The 25067-nt window shown below is 41.3% G+C and carries 19 protein-coding genes, 2 tRNA genes, 3 rRNA genes and 1 pseudogene; 8 read left to right on the top strand and 17 right to left on the bottom strand.

What is annotated here, in order from left to right; genetic code table 11:
- The 7 genes and pseudogenes from CSB87_RS10495 to CSB87_RS10465 all read right to left on the bottom strand — a co-directional run bounded on the left by CSB87_RS10495 (window position 1) and on the right by CSB87_RS10465 (window position 7173).
- Entirely contained in the window at window positions 1-543 is a 543-nt protein-coding gene (locus CSB87_RS10495) for a GNAT family N-acetyltransferase (protein WP_031952142.1), read from the bottom strand.
- A gap of 202 nt (window positions 544-745) precedes the next feature.
- A 5S ribosomal RNA gene (gene rrf / locus CSB87_RS10490) occupies window positions 746-860 on the bottom strand.
- Window positions 861-1039: 179 nt separating this feature from the next.
- A 23S ribosomal RNA gene (locus tag CSB87_RS10485) occupies window positions 1040-3930 on the bottom strand.
- A gap of 348 nt (window positions 3931-4278) precedes the next feature.
- A tRNA-Ala gene (locus CSB87_RS10480) sits at window positions 4279-4354 on the bottom strand.
- A 55-nt stretch (window positions 4355-4409) separates the two neighbouring features.
- Window positions 4410-4486 (bottom strand) — tRNA-Ile (locus tag CSB87_RS10475).
- Between the two features lie 59 nt (window positions 4487-4545).
- Window positions 4546-6083 (bottom strand): 16S ribosomal RNA (locus CSB87_RS10470).
- The 16S, 23S and 5S rRNA genes sit together here with 2 tRNA genes alongside, the layout of an rRNA operon.
- A 519-nt stretch (window positions 6084-6602) precedes the next feature.
- Window positions 6603-7173 (bottom strand): annotated as a pseudogene (locus tag CSB87_RS10465) (TetR/AcrR family transcriptional regulator).
- An 87-nt stretch (window positions 7174-7260) separates the two neighbouring features.
- Between CSB87_RS10465 and CSB87_RS10460 the strand changes: the two are divergent.
- Window positions 7261-8475, top strand: coding sequence for an oxygenase MpaB family protein (locus CSB87_RS10460; protein WP_006582293.1), 1215 nt, complete (start codon window positions 7261-7263; stop codon window positions 8473-8475).
- Between the two features lie 68 nt (window positions 8476-8543).
- Here CSB87_RS10460 and CSB87_RS10455 read toward each other — a convergent pair whose 3' ends face one another.
- From CSB87_RS10455 to def, 4 genes are all read right to left on the bottom strand, one after another.
- Complete coding sequence (locus CSB87_RS10455; RefSeq protein WP_006582294.1) at window positions 8544-8750, bottom strand: hypothetical protein; 207 nt, start codon at window positions 8748-8750, stop codon at window positions 8544-8546.
- Between the two features lie 43 nt (window positions 8751-8793).
- Window positions 8794-10908, bottom strand: a complete 2115-nt coding sequence (locus CSB87_RS10450) for a TonB-dependent copper receptor (RefSeq protein ID WP_006582295.1) — start codon at window positions 10906-10908, stop codon at window positions 8794-8796.
- 71 nt (window positions 10909-10979) lie between these two features.
- Window positions 10980-11408 (bottom strand): DUF2946 family protein, encoded by a 429-nt coding sequence (locus CSB87_RS10445; RefSeq protein ID WP_002054220.1) that lies wholly within the window; start codon window positions 11406-11408, stop codon window positions 10980-10982.
- A gap of 36 nt (window positions 11409-11444) precedes the next feature.
- Window positions 11445-11975: a peptide deformylase gene (gene def / locus CSB87_RS10440; protein WP_002054252.1), complete on the bottom strand. Its 531-nt coding sequence runs from the start codon at window positions 11973-11975 to the stop codon at window positions 11445-11447.
- A gap of 122 nt (window positions 11976-12097) precedes the next feature.
- Here def and CSB87_RS10435 point away from each other — a divergent pair, with 122 nt between their 5' ends.
- The 3 genes from CSB87_RS10435 to CSB87_RS10425 are packed head-to-tail and all read left to right on the top strand — an operon-like array spanning window position 12098 to window position 15023.
- Window positions 12098-13252 carry a LysM peptidoglycan-binding domain-containing protein gene (locus CSB87_RS10435; protein WP_006582296.1) on the top strand — a complete coding sequence of 385 codons (1155 nt, stop codon included), beginning with the start codon at window positions 12098-12100 and terminating at the stop codon, window positions 13250-13252.
- Window positions 13253-13272: 20 nt separating this feature from the next.
- Window positions 13273-14403, top strand: coding sequence for a DNA-processing protein DprA (dprA, locus tag CSB87_RS10430; RefSeq protein ID WP_031945669.1), 1131 nt, complete (start codon window positions 13273-13275; stop codon window positions 14401-14403).
- Window positions 14404-14453: 50 nt separating this feature from the next.
- The gene (locus tag CSB87_RS10425; protein ID WP_000633612.1) at window positions 14454-15023 is read left to right on the top strand and encodes an L-threonylcarbamoyladenylate synthase; all 570 of its coding nucleotides are present in this window, start codon (window positions 14454-14456) and stop codon (window positions 15021-15023) included.
- Between the two features lie 392 nt (window positions 15024-15415).
- On the opposite strand, the gene CSB87_RS10420 is transcribed toward CSB87_RS10425, so the two are convergent.
- Together CSB87_RS10420 and CSB87_RS10415 are read right to left on the bottom strand one after the other, a co-directional pair.
- Window positions 15416-16336: a DMT family transporter gene (locus CSB87_RS10420; protein WP_002054284.1), complete on the bottom strand. Its 921-nt coding sequence runs from the start codon at window positions 16334-16336 to the stop codon at window positions 15416-15418.
- A 105-nt stretch (window positions 16337-16441) separates the two neighbouring features.
- Window positions 16442-17095: a TetR/AcrR family transcriptional regulator gene (locus CSB87_RS10415; protein ID WP_079377766.1), complete on the bottom strand. Its 654-nt coding sequence runs from the start codon at window positions 17093-17095 to the stop codon at window positions 16442-16444.
- A 134-nt stretch (window positions 17096-17229) separates the two neighbouring features.
- Here CSB87_RS10415 and CSB87_RS10410 point away from each other — a divergent pair, with 134 nt between their 5' ends.
- The 4 genes from CSB87_RS10410 to CSB87_RS10395 all read left to right on the top strand — a co-directional run bounded on the left by CSB87_RS10410 (window position 17230) and on the right by CSB87_RS10395 (window position 20643).
- Window positions 17230-18444 (top strand): MFS transporter, encoded by a 1215-nt coding sequence (locus CSB87_RS10410; protein ID WP_006582300.1) that lies wholly within the window; start codon window positions 17230-17232, stop codon window positions 18442-18444.
- A gap of 21 nt (window positions 18445-18465) precedes the next feature.
- Window positions 18466-19230 carry an AraC family transcriptional regulator gene (locus CSB87_RS10405; protein WP_006581282.1) on the top strand — a complete coding sequence of 255 codons (765 nt, stop codon included), beginning with the start codon at window positions 18466-18468 and terminating at the stop codon, window positions 19228-19230.
- Window positions 19231-19351: 121 nt separating this feature from the next.
- Window positions 19352-19897 carry a glutathione peroxidase gene (locus CSB87_RS10400; RefSeq protein WP_002054204.1) on the top strand — a complete coding sequence of 182 codons (546 nt, stop codon included), beginning with the start codon at window positions 19352-19354 and terminating at the stop codon, window positions 19895-19897.
- A 146-nt stretch (window positions 19898-20043) separates the two neighbouring features.
- Window positions 20044-20643, top strand: coding sequence for a hypothetical protein (locus CSB87_RS10395; RefSeq protein ID WP_006582301.1), 600 nt, complete (start codon window positions 20044-20046; stop codon window positions 20641-20643).
- A 61-nt stretch (window positions 20644-20704) separates the two neighbouring features.
- On the opposite strand, the gene CSB87_RS10390 is transcribed toward CSB87_RS10395, so the two are convergent.
- From CSB87_RS10390 to atpA, 4 genes are all read right to left on the bottom strand, one after another.
- Window positions 20705-21124, bottom strand: coding sequence for a F0F1 ATP synthase subunit epsilon (locus CSB87_RS10390; RefSeq protein WP_002054176.1), 420 nt, complete (start codon window positions 21122-21124; stop codon window positions 20705-20707).
- Between the two features lie 17 nt (window positions 21125-21141).
- Window positions 21142-22536, bottom strand: a complete 1395-nt coding sequence (atpD, locus tag CSB87_RS10385) for a F0F1 ATP synthase subunit beta (RefSeq protein WP_002054158.1) — start codon at window positions 22534-22536, stop codon at window positions 21142-21144.
- A gap of 30 nt (window positions 22537-22566) precedes the next feature.
- Window positions 22567-23436 (bottom strand): F0F1 ATP synthase subunit gamma, encoded by an 870-nt coding sequence (atpG, locus tag CSB87_RS10380; protein WP_002114131.1) that lies wholly within the window; start codon window positions 23434-23436, stop codon window positions 22567-22569.
- A gap of 77 nt (window positions 23437-23513) precedes the next feature.
- On the bottom strand, window positions 23514-25058 hold the full coding sequence (gene atpA / locus CSB87_RS10375; protein WP_002054271.1) for a F0F1 ATP synthase subunit alpha: 1545 nt from the start codon (window positions 25056-25058) through the stop codon (window positions 23514-23516).
- Window positions 25059-25067: the final 9 nt, after the last annotated feature.

Below are 25067 nucleotides of genomic sequence, written 5' to 3'. Positions count from 1 at the left end.
CTACCAAACCTCACCCTCTCGCCATTCTGCGCAAATACTATCGCCCTGGGAGCGATGCAATAGTAGATCTTTCATAGAGATACTCAAAGGATATAGCATAATTTCATAGTCATCAGTCAGATAAGTAGATGTATCTTGTTTGATGTACAAATCTCCCCACCAAGTAGTCCAACCTAATTTTTTATAAAACGCTTCATCTTCTGGTTGTAATGCAGCAAGTTCATATTCCAAATCAGTTAATGCTTCAACTAAATATTTTAGTAATTGTGATGCAAGCCCCTTACCTCTCATGGTGTAATCAGTGGTCACATACTCTACATAAGCAGTTTTTACATCGAAGCTACCATTTATACTAAAAACTCTATCCGTCCATAAGGCATGTGAAACAATTTGATTATCTAATATACCCACGACATGAAATGCTTTTTGCATGAAAGCATATTGGCTCCAAGGATCTTCATCAAAAGCAGCAAAACACAATTCAGCAATTTGATTGCATTGATTTTTATCTAGATCTTGGGCTGCGATAATTTTGAACTGCATAGATGAAAACTCAAATTTAATTATTTATAGATTAAGCAAAGATTGGAATATTATGAAATGTTTTTTATTACATTGAACTAAGACCCTATATCTCTGAAACAGAGCAGCTGTGCAAATCTGATTTTTAGTTATGTGTTTTCTATTTATTTCTTCGCGCAATAAAAAACACCCCCAATTTTAGTTGGGGGTGTTTAGAATAATGAGCTGGCGATGACTTACTCTCACATGGGTAACCCCACACTACCATCAGCGCTAAGAGGTTTCACTTCTGAGTTCGGGAAGGGATCAGGTGGTTCACTCTTGCTATGGTCGCCAGCACAACTGTTTATGGATACTTGCTTTGGTCTTATTGACTGCCGAAGCGTTTTCCAAATCTTTACAGATTGGGCTGATTGAATCTGACTGTGTTCATTTTATCTAGTGGAATAACTAAATCAAGTTGCTTTGTAGATTTATGAATCGATTGATGCTTTATATACAACTGCTTGGGTGTTGTATAGTCAAGCCTCACGAGCAATTAGTATTGGTCAGCTTCACATATCACTATGCTTCCACATCCAACCTATCAACGTCCTAGTCTCGAACGGCTCTTTAGAGGAATAAATTCCTAGGGAAATCTTATCTTGAGGTAGGCTTCCCGCTTAGATGCTTTCAGCGGTTATCCCTTCCGAACATAGCTACCCGGCGATGCGACTGGCGTCACAACCGGTACACCAGAGGTTCGTCCACTCTGGTCCTCTCGTACTAGGAGCAGATCCTCTCAAATTTCCAGCGCCCACGGTAGATAGGGACCGAACTGTCTCACGACGTTCTAAACCCAGCTCGCGTACCTCTTTAAATGGCGAACAGCCATACCCTTGGGACCTGCTTCAGCCCCAGGATGAGATGAGCCGACATCGAGGTGCCAAACACCGCCGTCGATATGAACTCTTGGGCGGTATCAGCCTGTTATCCCCAGAGTACCTTTTATCCGTTGAGCGATGGCCCTTCCATACAGAACCACCGGATCACTAAGACCTACTTTCGTACCTGCTCGACTTGTGGGTCTCGCAGTTAAGCGCGCTTTTGCCTTTATACTCTATGCGTGATTTCCGACCACGCTGAGCGCACCTTCGTACTCCTCCGTTACTCTTTAGGAGGAGACCGCCCCAGTCAAACTACCCACCAGACACGGTCCTCGTCCCGGATAACGGGACAGAGTTAGAACCTCAACATTACCAGGGTGGTATTTCAAGGACGGCTCCATTGGAACTAGCGTTCCAACTTCAAAGCCTCCCACCTATCCTACACAAGTAAGGTCAAAGTTCAGTGTCAAGCTGCAGTAAAGGTTCACGGGGTCTTTCCGTCTAGCCGCGGGTACACTGCATCTTCACAGCGATTTCGATTTCACTGAGCCTCTGCTGGAGACAGCGCCGCCATCATTATGCCATTCGTGCAGGTCGGAACTTACCCGACAAGGAATTTCGCTACCTTAGGACCGTTATAGTTACGGCCGCCGTTTACTGGGGCTTCGATCAAGAGCTTCGCTTACGCTAACCCCATCAATTAACCTTCCAGCACCGGGCAGGCATCACACCCTATACGTCCACTTTCGTGTTTGCAGAGTGCTATGTTTTTAATAAACAGTTGCAGCGGCCTGGTTTCTGCGGCTGTCATCAGCTCAGGAAGCAAGTTCCATCACCAACAACAGCGTACCTTCTCCCGAAGTTACGGTACCATTTTGCCTAGTTCCTTCAGCAGAGTTCTCTCAAGCGCCTTGGTCTACTCGACCTGACCACCTGTGTCGGTTTCGGGTACGATTCCTGTGTAACTGAAGCTTAGAGACTTTTCCTGGAAGCATGGTATCAGCCACTTCGCTGTACAAGTACAGCTTGCTATCGGATCTCAGTATAGAGTACCCCGGATTTGCCTAAGATACATACCTACATCCTTCCACCTGGACAACCAACGCCAGGCTGACTTAACCTTCTCCGTCCTCTCATCGCATTACACAGAAGTATTGGAATATTAACCAATTTCCCATCGACTACGCCTTTCGGCCTCGCCTTAGGGGTCGACTCACCCAGCCCCGATTAACGTTGGACTGGAACCCTTGGTCTTTCGGCGAACGGGTTTTTCACCCGTTTTGTCGTTACTCACGTCAGCATTCGCACTTCTGATACCTCCAGCATACTTCTCAATACACCTTCATCGGCTTACAGAACGCTCCCCTACCACTTGACTAATGTCAAATCCGCAGCTTCGGCACATAGTTTTAGCCCCGTTACATCTTCCGCGCAGGCCGACTCGACTAGTGAGCTATTACGCTTTCTTTAAAGGGTGGCTGCTTCTAAGCCAACCTCCTAGCTGTCTATGCCTTCCCACATCGTTTCCCACTTAACTATGATTTTGGGGCCTTAGCTGGCGGTCTGGATTGTTTTCCTCTTGACTACGGACGTTAGCACCCGCAGTCTGTCTCCCGGATAGTACTCATAGGTATTCGGAGTTTGCATCGGTTTGGTAAGTCGGGATGACCCCCTAGCCGAAACAGTGCTCTACCCCCTATGGTATTCGTCCGAGGCGCTACCTAAATAGCTTTCGGGGAGAACCAGCTATCACCAGGCTTGATTAGCCTTTCACCCCTATCCACAAGTCATCCCCTGGCTTTTCAACGACAGTGGGTTCGGTCCTCCAGTTAGTGTTACCCAACCTTCAACCTGCTCATGGATAGATCGCCTGGTTTCGGGTCTATACCCAGCAACTAAACGCCCTATTAAGACTCGATTTCTCTACGGCTCCCCTATACGGTTAACCTCGCTACTGAATATAAGTCGCTGACCCATTATACAAAAGGTACGCAGTCACACCACGAAGGTGCTCCCACTGCTTGTATGCATGCGGTTTCAGGATCTATTTCACTCCCCTCACAGGGGTTCTTTTCGCCTTTCCCTCACGGTACTGGTTCACTATCGGTCAGTCAGGAGTATTTAGCCTTGGAGGATGGTCCCCCCATATTCAGACAAGGTTTCACGTGCCTCGCCCTACTCGTCATCATTATGTGTGCCCTTTCGTGTACGGGAATATCACCCTCTACGTTCGCACTTCCCAGAGCGTTCCACTAAAACACACATAACTTAATGGGCTGATCCCCGTTCGCTCGCCGCTACTGAGGGAATCTCAATTGATTTCTTTTCCTAAGGGTACTGAGATGTTTCACTTCCCCTCGTTCGCCTTGCAACACTATGTATTCATGTTGCAATACCTACCTTAAAGTAGGTGGGTTCCCCCATTCAGACATCTCCGGATCAAAGGATATTTGCCGCCTCCCCGGAGCTTTTCGCAGGCTATCACGTCTTTCATCGCCTCTGACTGCCAAGGCATCCACCACATGCACTTAATTACTTGACTATACAACCCCAAACAGTCGACGTTACCTACAAGTTAGTAACTTCAACATTTCAGTTTAGAGCACTGTGTATTTAAACACTGTACAGCTTCAATCTAAATTCATATACCAAAACGCTTGATTCAGTTAATTTGCTAGTTCTCAATTAACTCCAAGATCAGAATTACTTCGTCTCTCTTTGTTATTGAGTGAACAATTTATTTCAGACTCAATTTTGCCAATCTGTTAATGAATAAACACGCCTTCGTCAGGTCATGCTTAATACCGTGATACTTAAATCACAGAAGTTAATAAACCAAGACCGAAATCTCTATTTACTAATTTCTGTAATCCGAACTTATCTTAAGTTCTGGTGGAGACTAGGAGAGTCGAACTCCTGACCTCCTGCGTGCAAAGCAGGCGCTCTACCAACTAAGCTAAGTCCCCAGCTTACATCATCAGTCATGTATCTTTTATCTATAACTTTAACCAGTCAAAGTCATGGTGGGTCTGACAAGACTTGAACTTGTGACCCCACGCTTATCAAGCGTGTGCTCTAACCAACTGAGCTACAGACCCTCAGATACATCTATGAAGAACAACTTGTTGTGGATTCTTACCAATCGTCAATCTTTCGTTAAGGAGGTGATCCAGCCGCAGGTTCCCCTACGGCTACCTTGTTACGACTTCACCCCAGTCATCGGCCACACCGTGGTAACCGCCCTCTTTGCAGTTAGGCTAGCTACTTCTGGTGCAACAAACTCCCATGGTGTGACGGGCGGTGTGTACAAGGCCCGGGAACGTATTCACCGCGGCATTCTGATCCGCGATTACTAGCGATTCCGACTTCATGGAGTCGAGTTGCAGACTCCAATCCGGACTACGATCGGCTTTTTGAGATTAGCATCACATCGCTGTGTAGCAACCCTTTGTACCGACCATTGTAGCACGTGTGTAGCCCTGGCCGTAAGGGCCATGATGACTTGACGTCGTCCCCGCCTTCCTCCAGTTTGTCACTGGCAGTATCCTTAAAGTTCCCGACATTACTCGCTGGCAAATAAGGAAAAGGGTTGCGCTCGTTGCGGGACTTAACCCAACATCTCACGACACGAGCTGACGACAGCCATGCAGCACCTGTATGTAAGTTCCCGAAGGCACCAATCCATCTCTGGAAAGTTCTTACTATGTCAAGGCCAGGTAAGGTTCTTCGCGTTGCATCGAATTAAACCACATGCTCCACCGCTTGTGCGGGCCCCCGTCAATTCATTTGAGTTTTAGTCTTGCGACCGTACTCCCCAGGCGGTCTACTTATCGCGTTAGCTGCGCCACTAAAGCCTCAAAGGCCCCAACGGCTAGTAGACATCGTTTACGGCATGGACTACCAGGGTATCTAATCCTGTTTGCTCCCCATGCTTTCGCACCTCAGCGTCAGTGTTAGGCCAGATGGCTGCCTTCGCCATCGGTATTCCTCCAGATCTCTACGCATTTCACCGCTACACCTGGAATTCTACCATCCTCTCCCACACTCTAGCTAACCAGTATCGAATGCAATTCCCAAGTTAAGCTCGGGGATTTCACATTTGACTTAATTAGCCGCCTACGCGCGCTTTACGCCCAGTAAATCCGATTAACGCTTGCACCCTCTGTATTACCGCGGCTGCTGGCACAGAGTTAGCCGGTGCTTATTCTGCGAGTAACGTCCACTATCTCTAGGTATTATCTAAAGTAGCCTCCTCCTCGCTTAAAGTGCTTTACAACCATAAGGCCTTCTTCACACACGCGGCATGGCTGGATCAGGCTTGCGCCCATTGTCCAATATTCCCCACTGCTGCCTCCCGTAGGAGTCTGGGCCGTGTCTCAGTCCCAGTGTGGCGGATCATCCTCTCAGACCCGCTACAGATCGTCGCCTTGGTAGGCCTTTACCCCACCAACTAGCTAATCCGACTTAGGCTCATCTATTAGCGCAAGGTCCGAAGATCCCCTGCTTTCTCCCGTAGGACGTATGCGGTATTAGCATCCCTTTCGAGATGTTGTCCCCCACTAATAGGCAGATTCCTAAGCATTACTCACCCGTCCGCCGCTAGGTCCAGTAGCAAGCTACCTTTCCCCGCTCGACTTGCATGTGTTAAGCCTGCCGCCAGCGTTCAATCTGAGCCATGATCAAACTCTTCAGTTAAAATCATTTTGCACCTTATTTATAGACAAGGTGCCAATTCTGGCTCATCAATTACTGACTTAAATTTCGCTCAAATAAACTTCGAGTAATTTAAACCAATCAATCAATGAAAATTATTTCGATTAATCAATCAGTAAAAATCCACACAAGTTGTTCTTCAATTCTCTTAATGATCTTCTTCCTGGTTCGTCACCAGCAAGCTAGGTCGGCTATATTACTCTTAATCTCTTAAAAGTCAACAGGTAATTTCGATATTTTTAAAACTTATCTTTCAAACCAACTTAACATCAAATTCATTACTTAAAGCAATCAACTTAATCTCAAGTAACTGTTTTTCAACAAGTTTCTATCTGCATCACCGCCGATGGATGTGCATTATAGACCATCCAAATCCCTTTGCAAGCGGAAATTAGAAATTAATGACTTGAGCGTTCAATTTTAAACCAAAATACAAATCAAGTATTTGTTTTATATAGATAATTATTTTTATTCCTTATTTTTGGCCTAAATAAGCCAGTATCATGCTTGATAATTCTCGTTTAAGTTGTTGTTCTGAGATAAGAAAATTGTTCTGGCTCACGTAACGCATCATCGTAAAAAGCGTACTATTAATAATTACAAAGGATTTATGCTTTACCTGCTCGAAGTCCCACTGATGAGGATTTCTACTAAATGTATATAAACCTACTTCAAAAAAATGCTTTTCTAAAATCTGAGCAGCTTGCGAATGACTGTAGTCATGCCAATGTTTCAGTACTTCTATAAAAAAGCCTTGATCAGCTTTTAATGCATTAAATCCTAGCTCTATTGCCAAGGGGATAAGCAGATCTAAAGGAATATTCCCCTGCTGCATAACTAATTCTTTAAGTTGCTGCCCTAATAATTCGCTTTTACGGCGTAATAGTTCTTCTATGATTTGATCTTTATTCTCAAAGTATTGGTAAATCGAACCTACACTCACTCCAGATTTCTCTGCAATTTTAGGAGTAGTAGTATGAAGCAATCCATATTGGGCAATACATTGCTGTGTCGCTTCTAAAATATGGTCAACAATAAGTTTTGAACGCTGTTGCTGTGGAGCTTTTCTCATTAGTTTGAATTCATTAAATGCGAATTGAATGCGAATAATTATTCATATTAGCCTATTTATTATTCAGTTCAATACGCAAGTAAAGATATGCAAATGATTAACCCGACTCGACTTGCTTCTTTTAATGATATGCAAGACAGTAATTTCTTTACTCAGTTTTTAAATATCTGCTGTGAAAAACCAGTACAACCAAACTATACAGAATATGTATCTTTACAACGTGCTCTTTGCGAAGGGGACGTTGAAATGGATAAGCTGATTGATTGGGTTATGCAAAATTCCAAAGATCACCGAATAATTTTTGAGAAAATATTATTTCAAGGCCGCGATGATCTATCTGAGTCGCTACCTACTGAGTTAGAAAATTTCTTTAATTACATTGAACAAAAGCCTGAATGGCTAGACCAGCAACAAATTGATGAGGCTATTAAATTTACTCATCGTTTAGGAATAAATAATGGTTTTATTCTTAGAGATTTATCTTTAATGGGCGGATATTTATATCCGGGATTTAATCAACCCCTAATTTTAACCGGGGCATTAAAGAAACAAGCGGGTACTCGTTTAGCAGAAACTACAAAATGGTGGGTTGATATTACTGAGCCTCAAGGGCTTTGTCGTTTGAGTGCAGGTTTTACGTCAACGATTTATGTTCGCTTTATTCATGCACTCGTTCGCCGGCAATTAAAAAAGTCTGATCGTTGGGATAGTGGGGTTTGGGGAATTCCTCTTAATCAATTTGATTTAGCCATGACTAATTTGGCTTTTAGTAGTGTAGTTTTACTCGGTATTAGAGCTTTAGGTATATGGCCAACAAAACAAGAGGCAAAGAGTTTTTTACATTTCTGGCGTTATGTTGGTTGGTTAATGGGAATTGATGAAAAGTGGCTTATTCAATCTGAAACTGAAGGCTGGCGATTACTTTACTGGATGCAGTTTGCACACCCTCGTCCCGATCACAGCAGTATTGAATTAGGATCAAGCTTATCTAAAGAGCCTTTTGAGAGACAATATCTGCATTTGCGTTCTTTACAGCAGAAACTTGCTTATCGGCAACATTTAGAACTTACCCAATTTTTTATTGGTAAGAAAAGGATGAAACTACTCGGATTGCCTCAGCAGTCTGCTTCATGGTTTGCTTATTATCTGATTTTGCGTAATTCAGTACTTTTTAACGGCGCAAAATTTTCACCAAAAGTTGAAAGGTTTTTAACTCAATCGGGTCGTAATTTACAAAAACTTGGTCTACGTCTTTATGAAAATAAAGGCAAGATAAAAACCTTAGCAAGTATGCATCAATAATTATTAAAACCTAAAAATAAAAAATGGAAGCCCGTTATCCGGACTTCCATTTTCAAATATTAAAAACCTTATTGAGCTGATGAACTGTGCATTTCAGCGTGATTCATTTGCTCATGCGTTTCCATCATCTGCTTATTTTTTTGACTAGGCATATAGTCAGGTTCATTGTTAATGGCCAAGTAAAAAACAATCATAAACAATACACTCAAGATAGAAGCCAGAATAAGTAACTTCCATCCCCACCAAGACTGTTCAGGCGATAATTTATTAGTCATTTCATTTCTCTCTTAAATTAATTCATTTAATTCGTTAAGCTGATCAAAACTTCATGCTCATACGAACCCAGTAATTTCTTCCGATATTGTTAAACTGCTCTTCACTCGCAAATCCAAAGCCTGCACTACCAGCTTTATTTAAGTGTTCGGTATAGGTCTTATCTAATACGTTATCAATGCCAACAGAGACATCAATATCTTTACGAAGGTTATAACTTCCGTTTAAAGAAAGTGTTGAGAAACCTTTACTTGGTTTTAGATCATATCCCACGATATTACCTTGATGTAGACTCACACGGTTTTGCTCAGCAACAGCTCGCCACAACAGGCCTAAGTTATATTTGTCGGCTACATAGCGAATATTTAATCGACCTTCTAACGGGGAAATTTGAGGTAACGGTTTGTCATCTGTGGTGTTTTTACCCCACGCATACATAGCACTCAAATCTGCCTGAATATGATCGGTAAATTGATATCCAATACCTGCTTCTGCACCAGCAATAGTTGCATCAACATTCTTGGCACCTGCAGTAATATCATGGCTCATATCATGCCCACCCATTCCCATACTCGGGTGATGGTGATAACTCATTAATATGTAGTCATCTACTAAGCCTGCATAAGCAGAAGCCCATGTGTTTAAAGCACCATGTTGTTGTTGGAAGCCTAGATCTAACTGCAATGTTTTCTCAGGATTCACACCGTTAAAGGTATTGGTTGAGCCAGCATTACCATGTTTAGGAGAGAAAAGCTCCCAATAATCAGGTATACGCTCTACATAACCTAAACCGATATAGCTTTTGAAGTCATGCTCAGTATGTTGGTTTTCCCAGCGAACAAATGCGTTTGGCAAAGTCTTCTCAAGCTTCGTATTAAAGCCTTGGGCTTTAGAATCGGCTCGCTCATCTTCAACTGTTACCCGATCTAAACGTGCACCTGTCACTAACTTGTTTTTATCATTCCATTGATAGCCGAGTTCACCGAAAGCTCCATATGATTGAAAACGCATATCTTGTCGATATGGAACATTCATAGAAGGCATTGTTGGCGATGACATGCTACCGCCATGTTTATTAAATTGAGAGTCAACGCCTGTGATCAAACTCCATTTATCCCATTCAGAGGTCATGGCTAAGCGAGAATTTAGTGTACGGCGCGTTACTTGCATGGCCATCGCGTTTGGCATGAGCATGGTCATACCACCATGATTCATTTCAACTAATGGCGGTGTACGCAAGCTAAAGTTATCCATAATATGGTCGTTATAGCTATAGTTCACCTGCCCTTCGATTTTTTTAATGACATCGGTGATATTTTTCTTTTCAAAACGCAGCCCTAAACTTTCACGCGCAAACTGAGAACCATCCATTGAACGTCCAGCATAAAGCGACTCACCATCAGATTTTCCACCTGTGAGTTCGATCCACGTGTTTTCATCTGGAGTAAAGCCAAGTGCTACATCAGCATTCCACTTCTTCCATGCTGAAGGTACAGTATTACCATCACCGTCTTGATAACTATTGGACTCTGAACGGTTGGCATTTAAACGAATATATTTTTTCTCATCGCCAACTGCTGCTTCAACATTATGGTCGATACGTCCATATGAACCTAGTAAAACACTTGCTTGCCCACGATAAGGTTTTTCGGAGGTAAGTTTCTCAGGCTGACGTTCAAACAGGACTGTTGCTGCCGAACCAGTATTGGCATATTGAACCGTTTGCGGACCTTTAATCACAGAAATACGATCATAACTTTCTGGTGAAATATAAGAAGTTGGAGCATCCATACGGTTTGGGCATGCACCTAGGTTCTCCGTACCGTCTGTTAGAATTTTAATACGTGAACCAAACATCCCTCGGAATGTCACATCACCATTTGTTCCACCGCTTTGTATTGAGTTAAAACCCATAATACTTTGTAAATAGTCTGCGCCATCTGTAGCAGGTACTGGCTGAATTGGCTGTTTCGGGTCCGCATGTACAATCAGACCATTTCCATCGTTGCCTTGCTGTGCTGTAACAACAATAGGTGCTAATGAATGAAGTGTGTTGGTATCAGCATCTTTTTTCTCTGAATCGGCAAAAGCTAAGCCTGAATGAGAAACAGCAAGCATCGCAACCCATAAAGGTTGTAGTAAAAATTTAGAATGTGGCATTTTTATACGCTCTAAAACATAAATAAAGTGATATCGAAGTCAATAAAGACCCCAACAAAAATTGCTTTTATTTATGCAAATAGAGGCGGTGCACGCCCTTGCGGGAGTAAGAAGAGTCGCTGTAGCGCAAAATAAACATGTCTAAATGCTTGTTGATAAGCGACTAAGCGAACTTGTATACGAACAAGTACCTCTTTTACGCCAAATTCAGGTGGTAAAACCAGATTGGCATAGACGGTACAATATTGGCACTGGTGATTTGCATCATGGTGGTCATGATGTTCAGGTACTTGTGCCTGTCCAATATGGTGGTCGTGATGTGAATGATGCATGGCATGTGACATGGTTTCCATCTGTGCCTTAGGTTTAAGCAAAGCACGGGTAATAGTTTCACAGACCGGAGCAATTTGATATTGCTTCGGTAATAGCGGCTGTAGAAATACCGCAATCTGTAAAAACACTGCTGCACATGCGAGCAACAGACCACTACGAAAAACCAAAAATCACATCCACGCTATATTGATGTTTGAAAACTTTTAACGTTTTACCGCAACTTTTTCACGCTCGCGTTGGCGAACAATCTTTTCGACTTTTTCACGTGCACGCTGACGTTTAAGTGGCGACAAATAATCCACAAACAATTTGCCTTTTAAGTGATCCATTTCATGTTGGATACAAACAGCGAGAAGTCCGTCAGCTTCTATCTCAAATGCTTGACCTTCAAGGTTAATTGCCTCGATTTTCACACGTGACGGACGGTCAACTTTATCGTATATTTGTGGCACTGATAGACAGCCTTCTTCGTACGGCTGCGTCTCTTCAGTCAGTGGAGTTATTTTGGGGTTAATGAAAACCATAGGTTCATCTTTAGATTCAGACAAATCCATGACGATAAGCTGAATATGACGATCGACCTGAGAAGCTGCTAAACCAATACCGGGTGCCGCATACATGGTTTCAAACATATCTGCTGCAAGTTGACGAATTTCATCAGTAACTTCTTCAACAGGCTTAGCAATGGTACGAAGACGGGGATCAGGAAAACTTAAAATAGGTAATAAGGCCATACTGACGTCCTCACTTATGCCATTGATTGAAAAACCAAATGAAGGAAATACTTCATCGAAAAATTGTGTGTAAGCCGCCTATTATAACGCATCTGCACGCATAATTTTTAGGAATTATCATAATGAAAAAGGTTTTTGACGGCATGGTTCAATTTCATGCTTTGGGGATAAAAAAGCATTTACTTGCTTTAGCACTCTGTACAGGAGTTGCGCTTGGTACGGTAGCGGAGGTTCATGCTGCCAGCCCAAACCATAATCCACCTTCTCTTAAAAGCAATGCACCGAATGTGTATGTTGTAAAACGTGGGGATACCCTATGGGATATTTCCGGCCATTTTCTCAATAAGCCATGGCGTTGGCCTGAAATTTGGGCAAGTAATCAACATGTTAAAAACCCTCACTGGATTTATCCGGGCGATCGATTACTGTTATGTAGCTTAGATGGACGTCCACTTGTGGGCAAAGATGAAGGGGATGGCTGTGTAGGCATTATTCGTCGTTACACAGGTCAAACCACAAACTTACAACCACAAGTTCGCGTAGAAGCATTAAATAATAGTGTGCCAGTTATTCCACTTGAACATATTAAACAGTGGTTAGAGAACAGCACTATTTTACCCGCCGATTCAATTACCAACACACCTTACGTTGTTGGTACAGCCGACCAACGTGTACTTGCAGGAAAAGGTCAAACTATTTATGCAAGAGGAAAAGGTCTAGTTAATGGTCAGCGTTATGCAGTCTATCGAGAAGGTGAACCTTACTATTTCACAGATAGTAAAGGTAAAAAGCATAGCCTTGGTATTGAGCTACTACAGGTTGCTTCAGGTGTTGCGGTATCTTCTGAAAAAGACATTACTACATTAGAGCTAACAGATAGTTATAACGCTGAAGTACGTCGTGGCGATCGTGTTATGCCTGAAGAACAAGCTACTTTGCCAACCTTATTTTACCCAGTAGATGCCAAACAAGTGACTAATGGTGGCAAAATTATTCGTGTCATGGGTTCAATCGGTAGAGCTGCAAAACATAGTGTAGTGACTTTGGACCGCGGTACAGCACAAGGTGTTCAGGTAGGTCAAGTTTTTGATATTACACAACAAGGCGAGACAATTCGCGATCCTAAAACTAAAGAAGCGATTCAACTTCCTGGTCAACAAATTGGGAGTCTGATGGTTTTTAGAACTTTTGATCAGCTGAGTTATGCCTATGTTCTAGAAAGCGATTTGCCTATTAAAGTCGGCTCAAGCATTCAGCCACCTCGCTTTAATGATTAATGTTGGATGTACCTTCTACAATGCTCACCCAACTTTCTTCACACCATTACCACACGCTTAAAGTGTGGTATTTGGTGCAGCACTCATTAGTTAGTTTTAAAAAAATTATCGATTATTTTGGAACTTGTGAAAAAGCAACTCAACCTGATGGTTTAGCAAAGTGGTCCTCTTTGGGGTTACATGCTAATCACTTAAAGCGTGTAAACGAATTTCAAACGGCACAAGGCCAAGCTCAGTTCGAACAGCTTATACAACAAGTTCAGCAGCATACTGATTTTATTTTGACGCCCGATGACTCTGGCTACCCTACTCAATTACTCCCTTATACAGATCATCCACCTGTTATTTTTGGAAAAGGTCAGGCACAGGCATTATTGCAACCGCAAATTGCGATTGTCGGTAGCCGAAAACCAAGCCCACATGGACGTCAGGTGGCTTATGATTTTGCCTACTACTTAAGTGAAAAGGGCTTTTTTATTAGTAGTGGTCTGGCTTATGGCATTGATGAAGCAGCTCATCAAGGTGCATCCGCTCATCAACGTACAATTGCAGTCACTGGTACGGGCCTAGACACTACCTATCCAGCTCAAAATAAAAAACTGGCAGAACATATTTTGGCTCAGAACGGCGCCATTATTACTGAGTTTTTACCTGGTACACCGCCATTACAACAGCATTTTCCACGTAGAAACCGAATTGTTAGTGGTTTGAGTTTAGGCGTTTTGGTGGTAGAAGCGACATTAAAAAGTGGCTCGCTCATCACGGCCAATAAAGCTGCTGAACAAGGCAAAACCGTATTCGCCATTCCGGGCCATATTTATAGTGAGTTCCATCAAGGATGCCATCAACTTATTCGTGAGGGAGCAATTTTAGTTGATCATCCCGAACAAATTATTGAAGACCTCGCCTTACCAACTCAATGGCAAAGCCAGCAACAAAGTCAAAATGAAGAAACTAATACGTATACTTCAGAAATTCCTGAGCATTTGATTGATCTTTATCAGTCTTTAGACTGGGTAGGACAAAATATTGACCAGCTTGTAATTCATCATAATGTTTCGGTTTCTGAACTGACCTCTTCACTAATGGAACTAGAACTACTCGGTTTATGTATGCAACAATCAGGGCTGTATTTACGTTGTCGTTCTTAGTATTAGAGCGCACAATAGCGATTCTGTTTGATTGAAAGGAAAGTATTACCATGATTACGACCTCAGTGACCGAAGCAGCCGAATGTTTACAACAAGGTCAAGTTTTGGCATATCCAACTGAGGCAGTCTGGGGACTAGGCTGTGATCCATTTAATGAACAAGCTTTTCAAAAGATTCTTGAATTGAAACAGCGCCCTATTGAAAAGGGCGTCATTTTATTGGCTGGCCATATTAGTCAAGTAGAACATCTACTAACTTCCTTACCGCAAACGACTCAGCAAGAAATTATTGATTGCTGGACGAACCACCAACCATCAGAAAGAGCCACAACTTGGCTATTGCCAGCCGATCAACACATTCCTTCATGGATTAAAGGCGAGCATCCTCTTGTTGCAGTCCGTGTAACGACACATCCTTTATGTGTCGCTTTATGCAATGCTTTTCATGGATTTATTGTCTCGACGAGTGCCAACCCTAGTGGACAAGAACCAGCCCATTCTTTACAAGATGCCTGCCAATACTTTGGTTCACAATTAAACTATCTCAATGGTGATTTAGGTCAAAGCCAACAGCCAAGCCGCATCATTAACGCCTTAACTGGTGAAGTCATTCGTCCTTAATTCCAGACAAAAAAAAGCTCAGTTATATAGGGATAACTGAGCATAAAAAAGGATGGGTATATACCACATCCAGAGGGTTTGGATATCTCTGGAACGAAAGAAAAATTGCTTAAAAGAGCATCTTTCGTAGTGGTCGCTATTATGTGGTAAGAGACTAAATGAGAGAAATATATTATTTCTCTAAAAAAAGCATGAAAAGTGTAGGGAATTTGGCGTTTTTAGCAATTAAGTTAAAATTATATTAATATTTTTATTGGTCTTTTTTAATATTTATATTACACAATATTTTTATAAATATATTTATAAATCATATAGAAAAGCTTGGATTAACAAAAAAATTGGCATATTTTCATTACTTTTTTTAAAAATATGCCATAGTTTTTTTATTATTCTTAATTTTGCTCTGGCAGGAGATCTGATTTTTTAGATTTAACCTTCTTTTGTGCCATGATAATACCCACGAGAATCATAATCCCACCGAAAGTATGATAGATCGTCCACTGCTCAGATAACCAGAGGCTTGCAATAATGGCTGTGAACACTGGTACAAGGTTCATAAATATACTGGTTCTATTTGGCCCGATTTGTTGTACAGCCAACATCCAAACTAACGGCGCAATTAAAGAAGCAAATACACCGGCATAAATTGCACTTGGCGCATTTTGTGCATTTAAGCCATCAAGACCAAACCAGAAAATTAAAGGTAAATGGAACAGCACAGAAAACCCAATCTGGACATATAAGCTCGTCATAATTGGAAGTGGAAGCTGCCATTTCTTTAAGAAAACCCCATAAAATGCATAGAAGAATACAGCAACAATCATGAGCGCATCACCAAGATGCCCTCCACCACTTAATAGCTTATTAATATTTCCTTGGGACATGACATATAGCAAACCCGCAAAAGATAAAATACTACCAAAAACAGCAAAACGATTAGGTACATCTTTTAAAATCGCAAGAGAAACAAAAATAGTAAAAATCGGAATAAAGGCATTAACAATACCCATATTAGTTGCACTGGTATAATGAGCCGCCGTATAAGCCAAGCCTTGATAAAGCACCATCCCAAATGCACTTAACACAGCAAGCTTAGGTAAATAGGGTATTACTATTCGTCTTTGTCTCCAAACAGATATAAACATAAATGGAGTCAAAATAATAAAGGCAATTAACCACCGATAAAAACTAATGCTAACTGGAGAAATATAATCCGAGACGTAGCGGGTGACTACAATATTTAAAGACCAAATCAGTACTGCCAGAATGGGAAAAATAAATGCCCATTTGTGATATTTCATGACCTGACTCATAGTAATACACCATCTACAAAAGAGATTTTATTTTGAAGAATGTCTTAATAAATTGAAATATCGCATTTCCGACATTGATATTGAACTTAGGACATCATTAATTTTTTAAAATAATGTCCAAGCTTTCATGGCATGTTCTACCACTTTATGTAGTTGATCAGTGGTCGCGCCATCTCTCGCTTGAATAGTCAGTCCTTGAATAACAGTAGCATAGAAGTCTGTCATTTCTTGTAGAGGAGCATTAGCTGACAAATCACCCTGCTCTACACCTTGTTCCAAACGTTTTAATAATTTTTCTTTAGTTTTTATACGCTTATCTAATAGATTTTGTTGGACCTCTTGTGTCGCATCAGAGCAATTCATAGCTGCAACCACCAACATACAACCTGCTGGTTTATTGGGTTGAACCAATCGTTTTACATTGTCATAAAGATACAACTCAAAAGCAATTTTTGCAGTTTTTGCTTCTAGAAAGATCGTTTCAATAGGACATGCTTCATGAGCTAAGTAATAATCAATACTTTTATAAAACAAGCCTGCCTTATCGCCAAAAGTACTGTATAAACTAGGCGCCGTAATTTCTAAAGCCTGCGTTAAGTCACTAATAGACGTTGCTTCATAACCATGTTCCCAAAAAAGCAACATAGCCTTCTCTAAAACTTGCTGTTCATCAAAGCATTTAGGGCGTCCACGCTTCTTTTTCAGCATATCTTCATTAACCATAAGATCTGTTTCATGCCTATTTGTCATAAAGATCACATCTATTTTTATAACAATCGTTATTAAATTAATTGACGTTCGATTTTTTATCAACTATTTTATTTTCATAATGATCGTTAGTTAATTAAAAATTGCCTTTCTTCACTCTAAATTTAGCCAAGTAAGGATTTATTATGGACCAATCAACTACCTCTAAACCGCGACCCATGACTTCCACACAAGGGAGCTGGTTTGCTATTTTGGCGGTTGCCATTGCAGCATTTGCATTAGTAACAAGTGAATTTTTACCGGTTGGTGTTTTAAATAGCGTTGCAGCTGACTTACATATTTCTGTCGGTACCGCTGGTCTTATTATTACTGTACCTGGCATTATGGCAGCCATTGCAGCCCCTCTATTACCTGTTTCAGTCAAACAACTTGACCGTCGTTACGTGCTTATTTTACTGACTGCAATTATGGTCATTGCCAATACCATTACTGCTTTTGCTGAAAACTTTCATGTTTTATTACTGAGCCGCTTAATTTTAGGTATCTCAATCGGTGGCTTTTGGGCCACAGCTATTGCGTTAAGCGGCAAGCTAGCACCTGCACATTTGCCTATTGCTAAAGCAACTGCCGTAGTCATGGCTGGTGTAACCTTTGCGACTGTATTAGGGGTTCCGATTGGAACTTGGCTAAGCGAGTTTTATGGATGGCGTAGTGCATTTGGTATTACCGCTGCGATCGGCCTTGTTGTACTCGTCCTTCAGCTTATTTTCTTACCAAAACTTTTACCAGAATCAGCCATTCATATTCGTGATTTACCTGCTCTATTACGTACGCCCAAAGCACGTAGCGGTATGCTTATTGTTTTATTAATTGGTCTTGCTCATTTCTGTGCCTATAGTTATTTGGCGCCTTTTTTTAAGAATATTGCAGGGTTCAATGGCACCACTATTAGTTCATTATTATTGCTTTACGGAATTGTTGGTATCTTTGGAAATGCATTTGCAGGATATAGTGGCAACTTAAATGTTCGTTACACACTCGCATTTGTTGGGACATGTTTTGCAATCGTATTTTTTGGCTTCCCTATCTTTGCTATTCATGAATTTGGTGCCATCGTTCTTACTGCACTATGGGGCTTCGCATTTGGTGCCTTTCCTACCTCTGCCAATATTTGGATGTTTGTACATGCACCCCATGCCGTAGAAAAAGGTATGCCTCTTTTTGTTGGCATGTTTCAAGTCATGATTGCTACAGGTTCATTATTAGGTGGTTATGTAGTTGATCATTTCAATGAAAATACTTTAATTTATGGTGTATTAAGCTTCGTTGCTTTAGCATTAATTAGTACATTTACCTTTGCCAAAGGCTTAAATAATCCTAAAGCGACTTGTGAAAACTAAAATATTATTCAGAGTAAGTAGATGAAAAATGAGGACCAACAATTTTCTTTATTGAATGATATAGAAGTTCATGAATTTCTATATGAAAAAGAAGATATTGTTCGTCCTCATGCTTCACTTTGGGGAGATTTTAATTTCAGTTTGAATGGTATTTTGGAAATGCAGGTAGAAGAACAAATTTATTTGTCACCTCCAAGCTATGGACTTTGGATTCCACCTCAAACTGTTCATCAATCTACTCATATCGATCATGAAATTCACTATATTTGTATCCGCCTCCACCCTCGTTTATGTTCTATTTTAGGTAATGTCTGTAAGTGCTTTAGCATTCAGCCTTTCTTTCGAACTCTAGTTTTACAAATTCTGGAACAGCAAAAACAAAATGGAAAACCTGAATATTTAGTACACCTTCTGCAAGTTTTATTCGATCAATTACAGCAAGCCACCGCATATTCTCATTATTTGCCACAAACACGACATCCTGTTTTATTGCCAATTTTGGAAAAGCTTTCAGACCCCTTGTTTTTTAATCAATCTTTACAACAATTACTGCAGAATTTTTCTGTCAGTGATCGCCATTTATTGCGCTTAAGCCAACAAGAATTACAACTTTCTTTATCGGAATGGCGTAATAGAGCTAAAATTGTTTATGCCATCCATCAAATTCGACAAGGTATACCCATTAAACGTTTAGCATACGATTTAGGTTACCAACACAGTTCCAGTTTTATTGAATTTTTTAAAAGATATACAGGTCAAACACCTGTTCAAATCAGAAATAATTAGATCATACACTGCTTTTTCTTCTCTTTTTATTTTTTGAACACGAATATTATTGCACTCCTCAAGAATAGCAGTTAAAACAAATGCGTTACTTGATATCAATTACAATCTTCAGGAAAGACACATGACTCAATCTGTATACCATATTCCAGTAAAAGCTATTTCAGGCGAAACGGTTGACCTTGACCAATATAAAGGTAAGGTTTTATTAATCGTAAACACAGCATCTAAATGTGGTTTAACTCCACAATACGAAGGTTTAGAAAAGCTTTATCAAGCGAAAAAAGATCAAGGTCTTGAAATCTTAGGTTTCCCTGCAAATAACTTCAAAGAACAAGAGCCTGGTTCAGATGAAGAAATCCAACAATTCTGTTCATTAAACTACGATGTTCATTTCCCGCTTTTCTCTAAAATTTCTGTAGCAGGTGCAGATAAACATCCTCTTTATCAGGCACTGACAACAGCTCAACCAGAACGCATTGGTGATGGTCCTTTCCGTGAGCGTTTAGAAGGTTTAGGCATTCCAACAAACCCTGCTCCAGAAGTATTATGGAACTTTGAGAAATTCCTCATCAATAAAAATGGTGAAGTTGTTGCTCGTTTTGCGCCAAACTTAACAGCAGACGATGAACAAATTGTAAAAGCAGTTGAAGCTGAACTCGCTAAATAATTTTTAGCGCAATTTAAGAAAAAAGAGTGCTACGGCACTCTTTTTTTATTGTCTGGTCAAAATGTTGTTCATTTGCAACAATACCTTATTTCTACATATTTTATGCATATAGTACGCACTTGCTTTACTTGGTATTGTTTGTAGTTATGAAAAAAGTTTTACAAGGCGCATTTTTTCCATTTGTGATTTTTGCTTCCGGTATGTTGTTACTTGGATGCGATCAGGCACAAGACCATGCTAAGGAACAAGAATCTGCTCAAACCAATGACGAAGTATCAGAACAAGCAGATGATTCTCAACAAGAAATCGCACCTACTAAAAATAAAGCTGAGTTAAAAAGCGGTAATGTTTTTTATATCGTTCGTGATGCAGCTAACTTACAGTTAAAGGCAGGCGACTATATTGAAAAGCTTAAAGACACTCAACTTGATGTTGAACAAGCCATCCAAGATAAAGATCAACAAGAACTAAAAACAACTGTGACCACTTTAAAACAGCAGTTAAAAGGCTTAAATCAAGTACTATTGACTTTAGATATAAGAAGTCAGGAAGTTGAAAATATTCGTCAAAACCTACTACAAGCAAACCAACAAGCTTTAAGTATGCCTTTATTAAATGGAAAATTAGAACAAATTGATTTCGACCAAATTGAGAAGCAACTCAATACCATCCAAATGGATATGGTCAAACTTGCTGCACTGATTATGGCAGGAGATGAAAAGTCTGATTCAAAAACTGATTCTTAATTTTCTTTCTAACAATAAAAAAAGCCACCGTAAGGTGGCTTTTTCAATCTCGAACCGCGTCTTATTGAGCGCGGTTTTTGATTTTACGGATTGTTTCAAGCTGGCCTGAGATCTCTGAAAGAGATGCCAAAGCAGCAGCTGAGTCCAAATCACTCTTTTGGTTTGCAAGCAATTGTTCAGCATTTTTACGTGCTTCTAAAATTGCAGCTTCATCCAAATTGTCAGCACGGATTGCAGTATCTGCAAGAACCGTTACAACATGAGGTTGAACTTCTAAAACACCGCCAGATACATAGACGATTTCTTCTGTACCATTTTCCAACAGAACACGAATCGGGCCCGGTTGAAGCAAAGTTACAAGTGGAGCGTGACCTGGCAAAATACCAAGTTCACCACCTGCACCTTTCGCGATTAACATCGTCACTGCGCCAGAGTAAATAGACTCTTTAACACTTACGACATCACATTGCATAGTCGCCATGAGATGATCTCCTTAAATTAGAGTTTCTCAGCTTTAGCAATCACTTCGTCAATACCACCAACCATATAGAACGCTTGTTCTGGGATGTGATCGTATTCACCAGCTAATAGACCTTTAAAGCCACGAATCGTTTCTTTAAGTGGTACTAATTTACCAGGAGCACCAGTAAATACTTCAGCTACGTGGAATGGTTGAGAGAAGAAACGTTGGATTTTACGCGCACGGTAAACAACCAATTTATCTTCTTCTGCCAATTCATCCATACCCAAGATTGCGATGATGTCTTTAAGCTCTTTATAGCGTTGCAATACGTTTTGTACTGCGCGCGCAATTTCATAGTGCTCTTGACCAACAACTAATGGGTCTAACTGACGTGAAGTTGAGTCAAGTGGATCGATCGCTGGATAAATACCAGAAGATGCGATGTCACGGCTCAATACTACTGTTGCATCTAAGTGAGCAAATGTAGTTGCAGGCGATGGGTCTGTTAAGTCATCGGCAGGTACGTATACTGCTTGGATCGAAGTGATCGAACCAGATTTAGTAGACGTAATACGCTCTTGAAGAACACCCATTTCTTCTGCAAGTGTAGGTTGGTAACCTACCGCAGATGGCATACGACCTAACAATGCTGATACTTCAGTACCCGCAAGTGTATAACGGTAGATGTTGTCGACGAATAATAATACGTCACGACCTTTACCATTTTCGTCTTTTTGATCACGGAAGTATTCAGCCATAGTCAAACCAGTTAACGCTACGCGTAAACGGTTACCTGGTGGCTCGTTCATCTGACCGTAGACCATTGCTACTTTGTCAAGAACGTTAGAATCTTTCATTTCGTGATAGAAGTCGTTACCTTCACGAGTACGCTCACCAACACCAGCAAACACAGATAAACCTGAGTGTGCTTTTGCGATGTTGTTGATCAATTCCATCATGTTAACGGTTTTACCAACACCCGCACCACCGAATAAACCAACTTTACCACCTTTTGCGAACGGGCAAAGTAAGTCAATTACTTTAATACCAGTTTCTAAAAGATCAGTAGAAGCTGCTTGTTCAGCATAAGAAGGCGCTTGACGGTGAATCGGCAAACGTTCTTCAGTCGCAACAGGACCTGCTTCATCGATAGGACGACCTAAAACGTCCATGATACGGCCAAGAGTGGCTGTACCAACTGGAACAGAGATCGGTGCGTTTGTGCTAGTTACAGTAAGACCACGTTTAAGACCTTCTGTAGAACCCATTGCGATGGTACGAACAACACCATCACCAAGTTGTTGCTGAACTTCTAAAGTAGTTTCAGTACCGTCAACTTGGAGAGCGTCATAGATCTTAGGAACGCTTGTGCGCTCAAACTCGACGTCGATAACCGCGCCGATGATCTGAATGATACGACCGCTACTCATTGCTGTCTCCTCAATTCAAACTTAATAATGTTAAACGGCAGCGGCACCGCCAACGATCTCGGAAATTTCCTGAGTAATCGCGGCTTGACGCAGCTTGTTGTAAATGAGTTGTAGGTCTTTAATCAATTGTCCTGCGTTGTCTGTCGCTGCTTTCATCGCGACCATACGAGCTGACTGCTCACATGCAACGTTTTCAATCACACCTTGATAAACCATAGACTCGATATAGCGAACCAACAAACCATTTAACAATTCTTCTGCTTCTGGTTCGTAGATATAATCCCAACCATAAGTACGGTTGAGGTCATCGCCTTCTTCTGCTGGTGCTAAAGGAACAAGTTGTTCTACTTTAGGCTGCTGAGTCATTGCATTAACGAAGCCATTTGATACGAGATAGATACGATCTAATTCGCCCTTATCAAATGCATCAAGCATAACTTGCACTGAGCCAGTTAACTGTTCCAAACTCGGCGCATCGCCAAGTTGGGTAGTTGCACCAAGCACTTTACCGCCGTAATTCTTAAAAAACGAAACCGCTTTTTGACCAATTAAAGCAAATTCAACTTCAATTGACTGCTGTTGTTGTGCTTTGACATGCTGCACAACTTTCTTGAACAAGTTAATGTTCAAGCCACCTGCCAAACCACGATCTGAAGACACTACGATATAGCCAACACGCTTAACTGGGCGGTCAACCATATAACGGTGTTTATATTCAGGGTTTGCTTGTACCAAGTGAGCAATTACACGGCGCATATTATCGGCATACGGACGGCCTTGAGCCATGCGCTCTTGCGCACGACGCATTTTAGAAGCAGCTACCATTTGCATCGCGCGAGTAATCTTTTGCGTGCTCTTGATACTAGCTACTTTGGCGCGAATTTCTTTTAAATTTGCCATACGCTTAACCTAGTATTCGAAAGCCCTTTCGAGCTTCCGAAGGTTGATCCGTGAACCAAACTTAACTAAAACTGAACTTAGTAAGTTTGAGTCGCTTTAAAGCTTTCAATACCTGCTTTGATTGCTGCTTCGATGTCTTTGTTGTAATCACCAGTTTCATCGATTTGTTTCATCAACGGAGCATATTCAGAACGGAAGTAAGCAATTAACGCAGCATCAAAGTCTACGATTTTCTTAACTTCTACGTCAGCCATATAGCCTTCGTTAGATGCATAAACAGAAACAGCTTGGTCAGCAATTGAGTAAGGAGCATATTGTTTTTGCTTCATTAACTCAGTTACGCGTTGACCATGTTCAAGTTGCTTACGAGTTGCTTCGTCAAGGTCAGAAGCAAACTGAGCAAACGCAGCCAATTCACGGTATTGTGCTAAAGCAGTACGGATACCACCAGACAATTTTTTGATGATCTTAGTTTGAGCAGAACCACCAACACGAGATACAGAGATACCCGCGTTCACAGCAGGACGGATACCTGCGTTGAATAATGATGTTTCTAAGAAGATCTGACCGTCAGTAATCGAAATTACGTTCGTTGGTACGAATGCAGATACGTCACCTGCTTGAGTTTCAATAATTGGCAATGCAGTTAAAGAACCAGTTTGACCAGTTACTGCGCCATTAGTGAATTTCTCAACGTATTCAGCAGATACACGAGAAGCACGTTCAAGAAGACGTGAGTGAAGATAGAATACGTCACCTGGATACGCTTCACGACCTGGTGGACGACGTAAAAGCAATGAAATTTGACGGTAAGCAACAGCTTGCTTAGACAAATCATCATAAATGATAAGAGCGTCTTCACCGCGGTCACGGAAGTATTCACCCATTGTACAGCCAGAGTACGGAGCTAAGTACTGCATTGCAGCAGGATCAGCAGCCGCAGCAGCGACAACAGTTGTATACGCCATAGCGCCAGTTTCTTCTAGCTTACGTACAACGTTTGCAATTGTTGATTGTTTTTGACCAATCGCAACGTATACACACTTAATGCCAGAGTTTTTCTGAGCGATAATCGCATCGATCGCCATTGCTGTTTTACCAGTTTGACGGTCACCAATAATCAACTCACGCTGACCACGACCCACAGGAATCATGGTATCAACTGATTTATAACCAGTTTGAACAGGCTCGTCTACAGATTGACGCCAAATTACGCCTGGTGCTACTTTTTCAACAGCATCAGTTAATTTTGCATCAATTGGGCCTTTACCATCAATTGGGTTACCCAAAGCATCTACTACACGGCCAAGAAGTTCAGGACCAACTGGAACTTCTAAAACACGACCTGTACAACGAGCTTTTTGGCCTTCTTGAAGGCTTAGGTAGTTACCTAAAACAACGGCACCCACTGAATCCTGTTCTAGGTTCAGTGCCATACCAAATAAGCCGCCGTCGAATTCGATCATTTCACCGTACATTGCATCAGCAAGACCGTGAATACGCACGATACCGTCGGATACCATAACAATGGTACCTTCGTTTTTAGCGGTCGCGCTGGTGTCCAGATCTCCGATACGCTGTTTAATGAGCGCACTGATCTCGGATGGATTCAGTTGTTGCATTGCGCTATT

The organism is Acinetobacter sp. AR_0276, from assembly GCF_003000705.1.
GTDB lineage: Bacteria > Pseudomonadota > Gammaproteobacteria > Pseudomonadales > Moraxellaceae > Acinetobacter > Acinetobacter nosocomialis.
The sequence above is the reverse complement of the archived record's forward strand: the minus strand, read 5'-3'. Positions and strand labels throughout refer to the sequence as shown.

Bases quoted from the DNA above. Each gene is read 5' to 3' on its own strand.
- atpA (WP_002054271.1), bottom strand. From the start codon at position 25,058: ATGCAACAACTGAATCCATCCGAGATCAGTGCGCTCATTAAACAGCGT.
- atpG (WP_002114131.1), bottom strand. From the start codon at position 23,436: ATGGCAAATTTAAAAGAAATTCGCGCCAAAGTAGCTAGTATCAAGAGC.
- atpD (WP_002054158.1), bottom strand. From the start codon at position 22,536: ATGAGTAGCGGTCGTATCATTCAGATCATCGGCGCGGTTATCGACGTC.
- CSB87_RS10495 (WP_031952142.1), bottom strand. From the start codon at position 543: ATGCAGTTCAAAATTATCGCAGCCCAAGATCTAGATAAAAATCAATGC.
- CSB87_RS10435 (WP_006582296.1), top strand. From the start codon at position 12,098: ATGAAAAAGGTTTTTGACGGCATGGTTCAATTTCATGCTTTGGGGATA.
- CSB87_RS10455 (WP_006582294.1), bottom strand. From the start codon at position 8,750: ATGACTAATAAATTATCGCCTGAACAGTCTTGGTGGGGATGGAAGTTA.
- CSB87_RS10395 (WP_006582301.1), top strand. From the start codon at position 20,044: ATGAAAAAAGTTTTACAAGGCGCATTTTTTCCATTTGTGATTTTTGCT.
- CSB87_RS10450 (WP_006582295.1), bottom strand. From the start codon at position 10,908: ATGCCACATTCTAAATTTTTACTACAACCTTTATGGGTTGCGATGCTT.
- CSB87_RS10425 (WP_000633612.1), top strand. From the start codon at position 14,454: ATGATTACGACCTCAGTGACCGAAGCAGCCGAATGTTTACAACAAGGT.
- CSB87_RS10410 (WP_006582300.1), top strand. From the start codon at position 17,230: ATGGACCAATCAACTACCTCTAAACCGCGACCCATGACTTCCACACAA.
- CSB87_RS10405 (WP_006581282.1), top strand. From the start codon at position 18,466: ATGAAAAATGAGGACCAACAATTTTCTTTATTGAATGATATAGAAGTT.
- dprA (WP_031945669.1), top strand. From the start codon at position 13,273: ATGCTCACCCAACTTTCTTCACACCATTACCACACGCTTAAAGTGTGG.
- CSB87_RS10390 (WP_002054176.1), bottom strand. From the start codon at position 21,124: ATGGCGACTATGCAATGTGATGTCGTAAGTGTTAAAGAGTCTATTTAC.
- CSB87_RS10420 (WP_002054284.1), bottom strand. From the start codon at position 16,336: ATGAGTCAGGTCATGAAATATCACAAATGGGCATTTATTTTTCCCATT.
- CSB87_RS10460 (WP_006582293.1), top strand. From the start codon at position 7,261: ATGCAAATGATTAACCCGACTCGACTTGCTTCTTTTAATGATATGCAA.
- CSB87_RS10400 (WP_002054204.1), top strand. From the start codon at position 19,352: ATGACTCAATCTGTATACCATATTCCAGTAAAAGCTATTTCAGGCGAA.
- def (WP_002054252.1), bottom strand. From the start codon at position 11,975: ATGGCCTTATTACCTATTTTAAGTTTTCCTGATCCCCGTCTTCGTACC.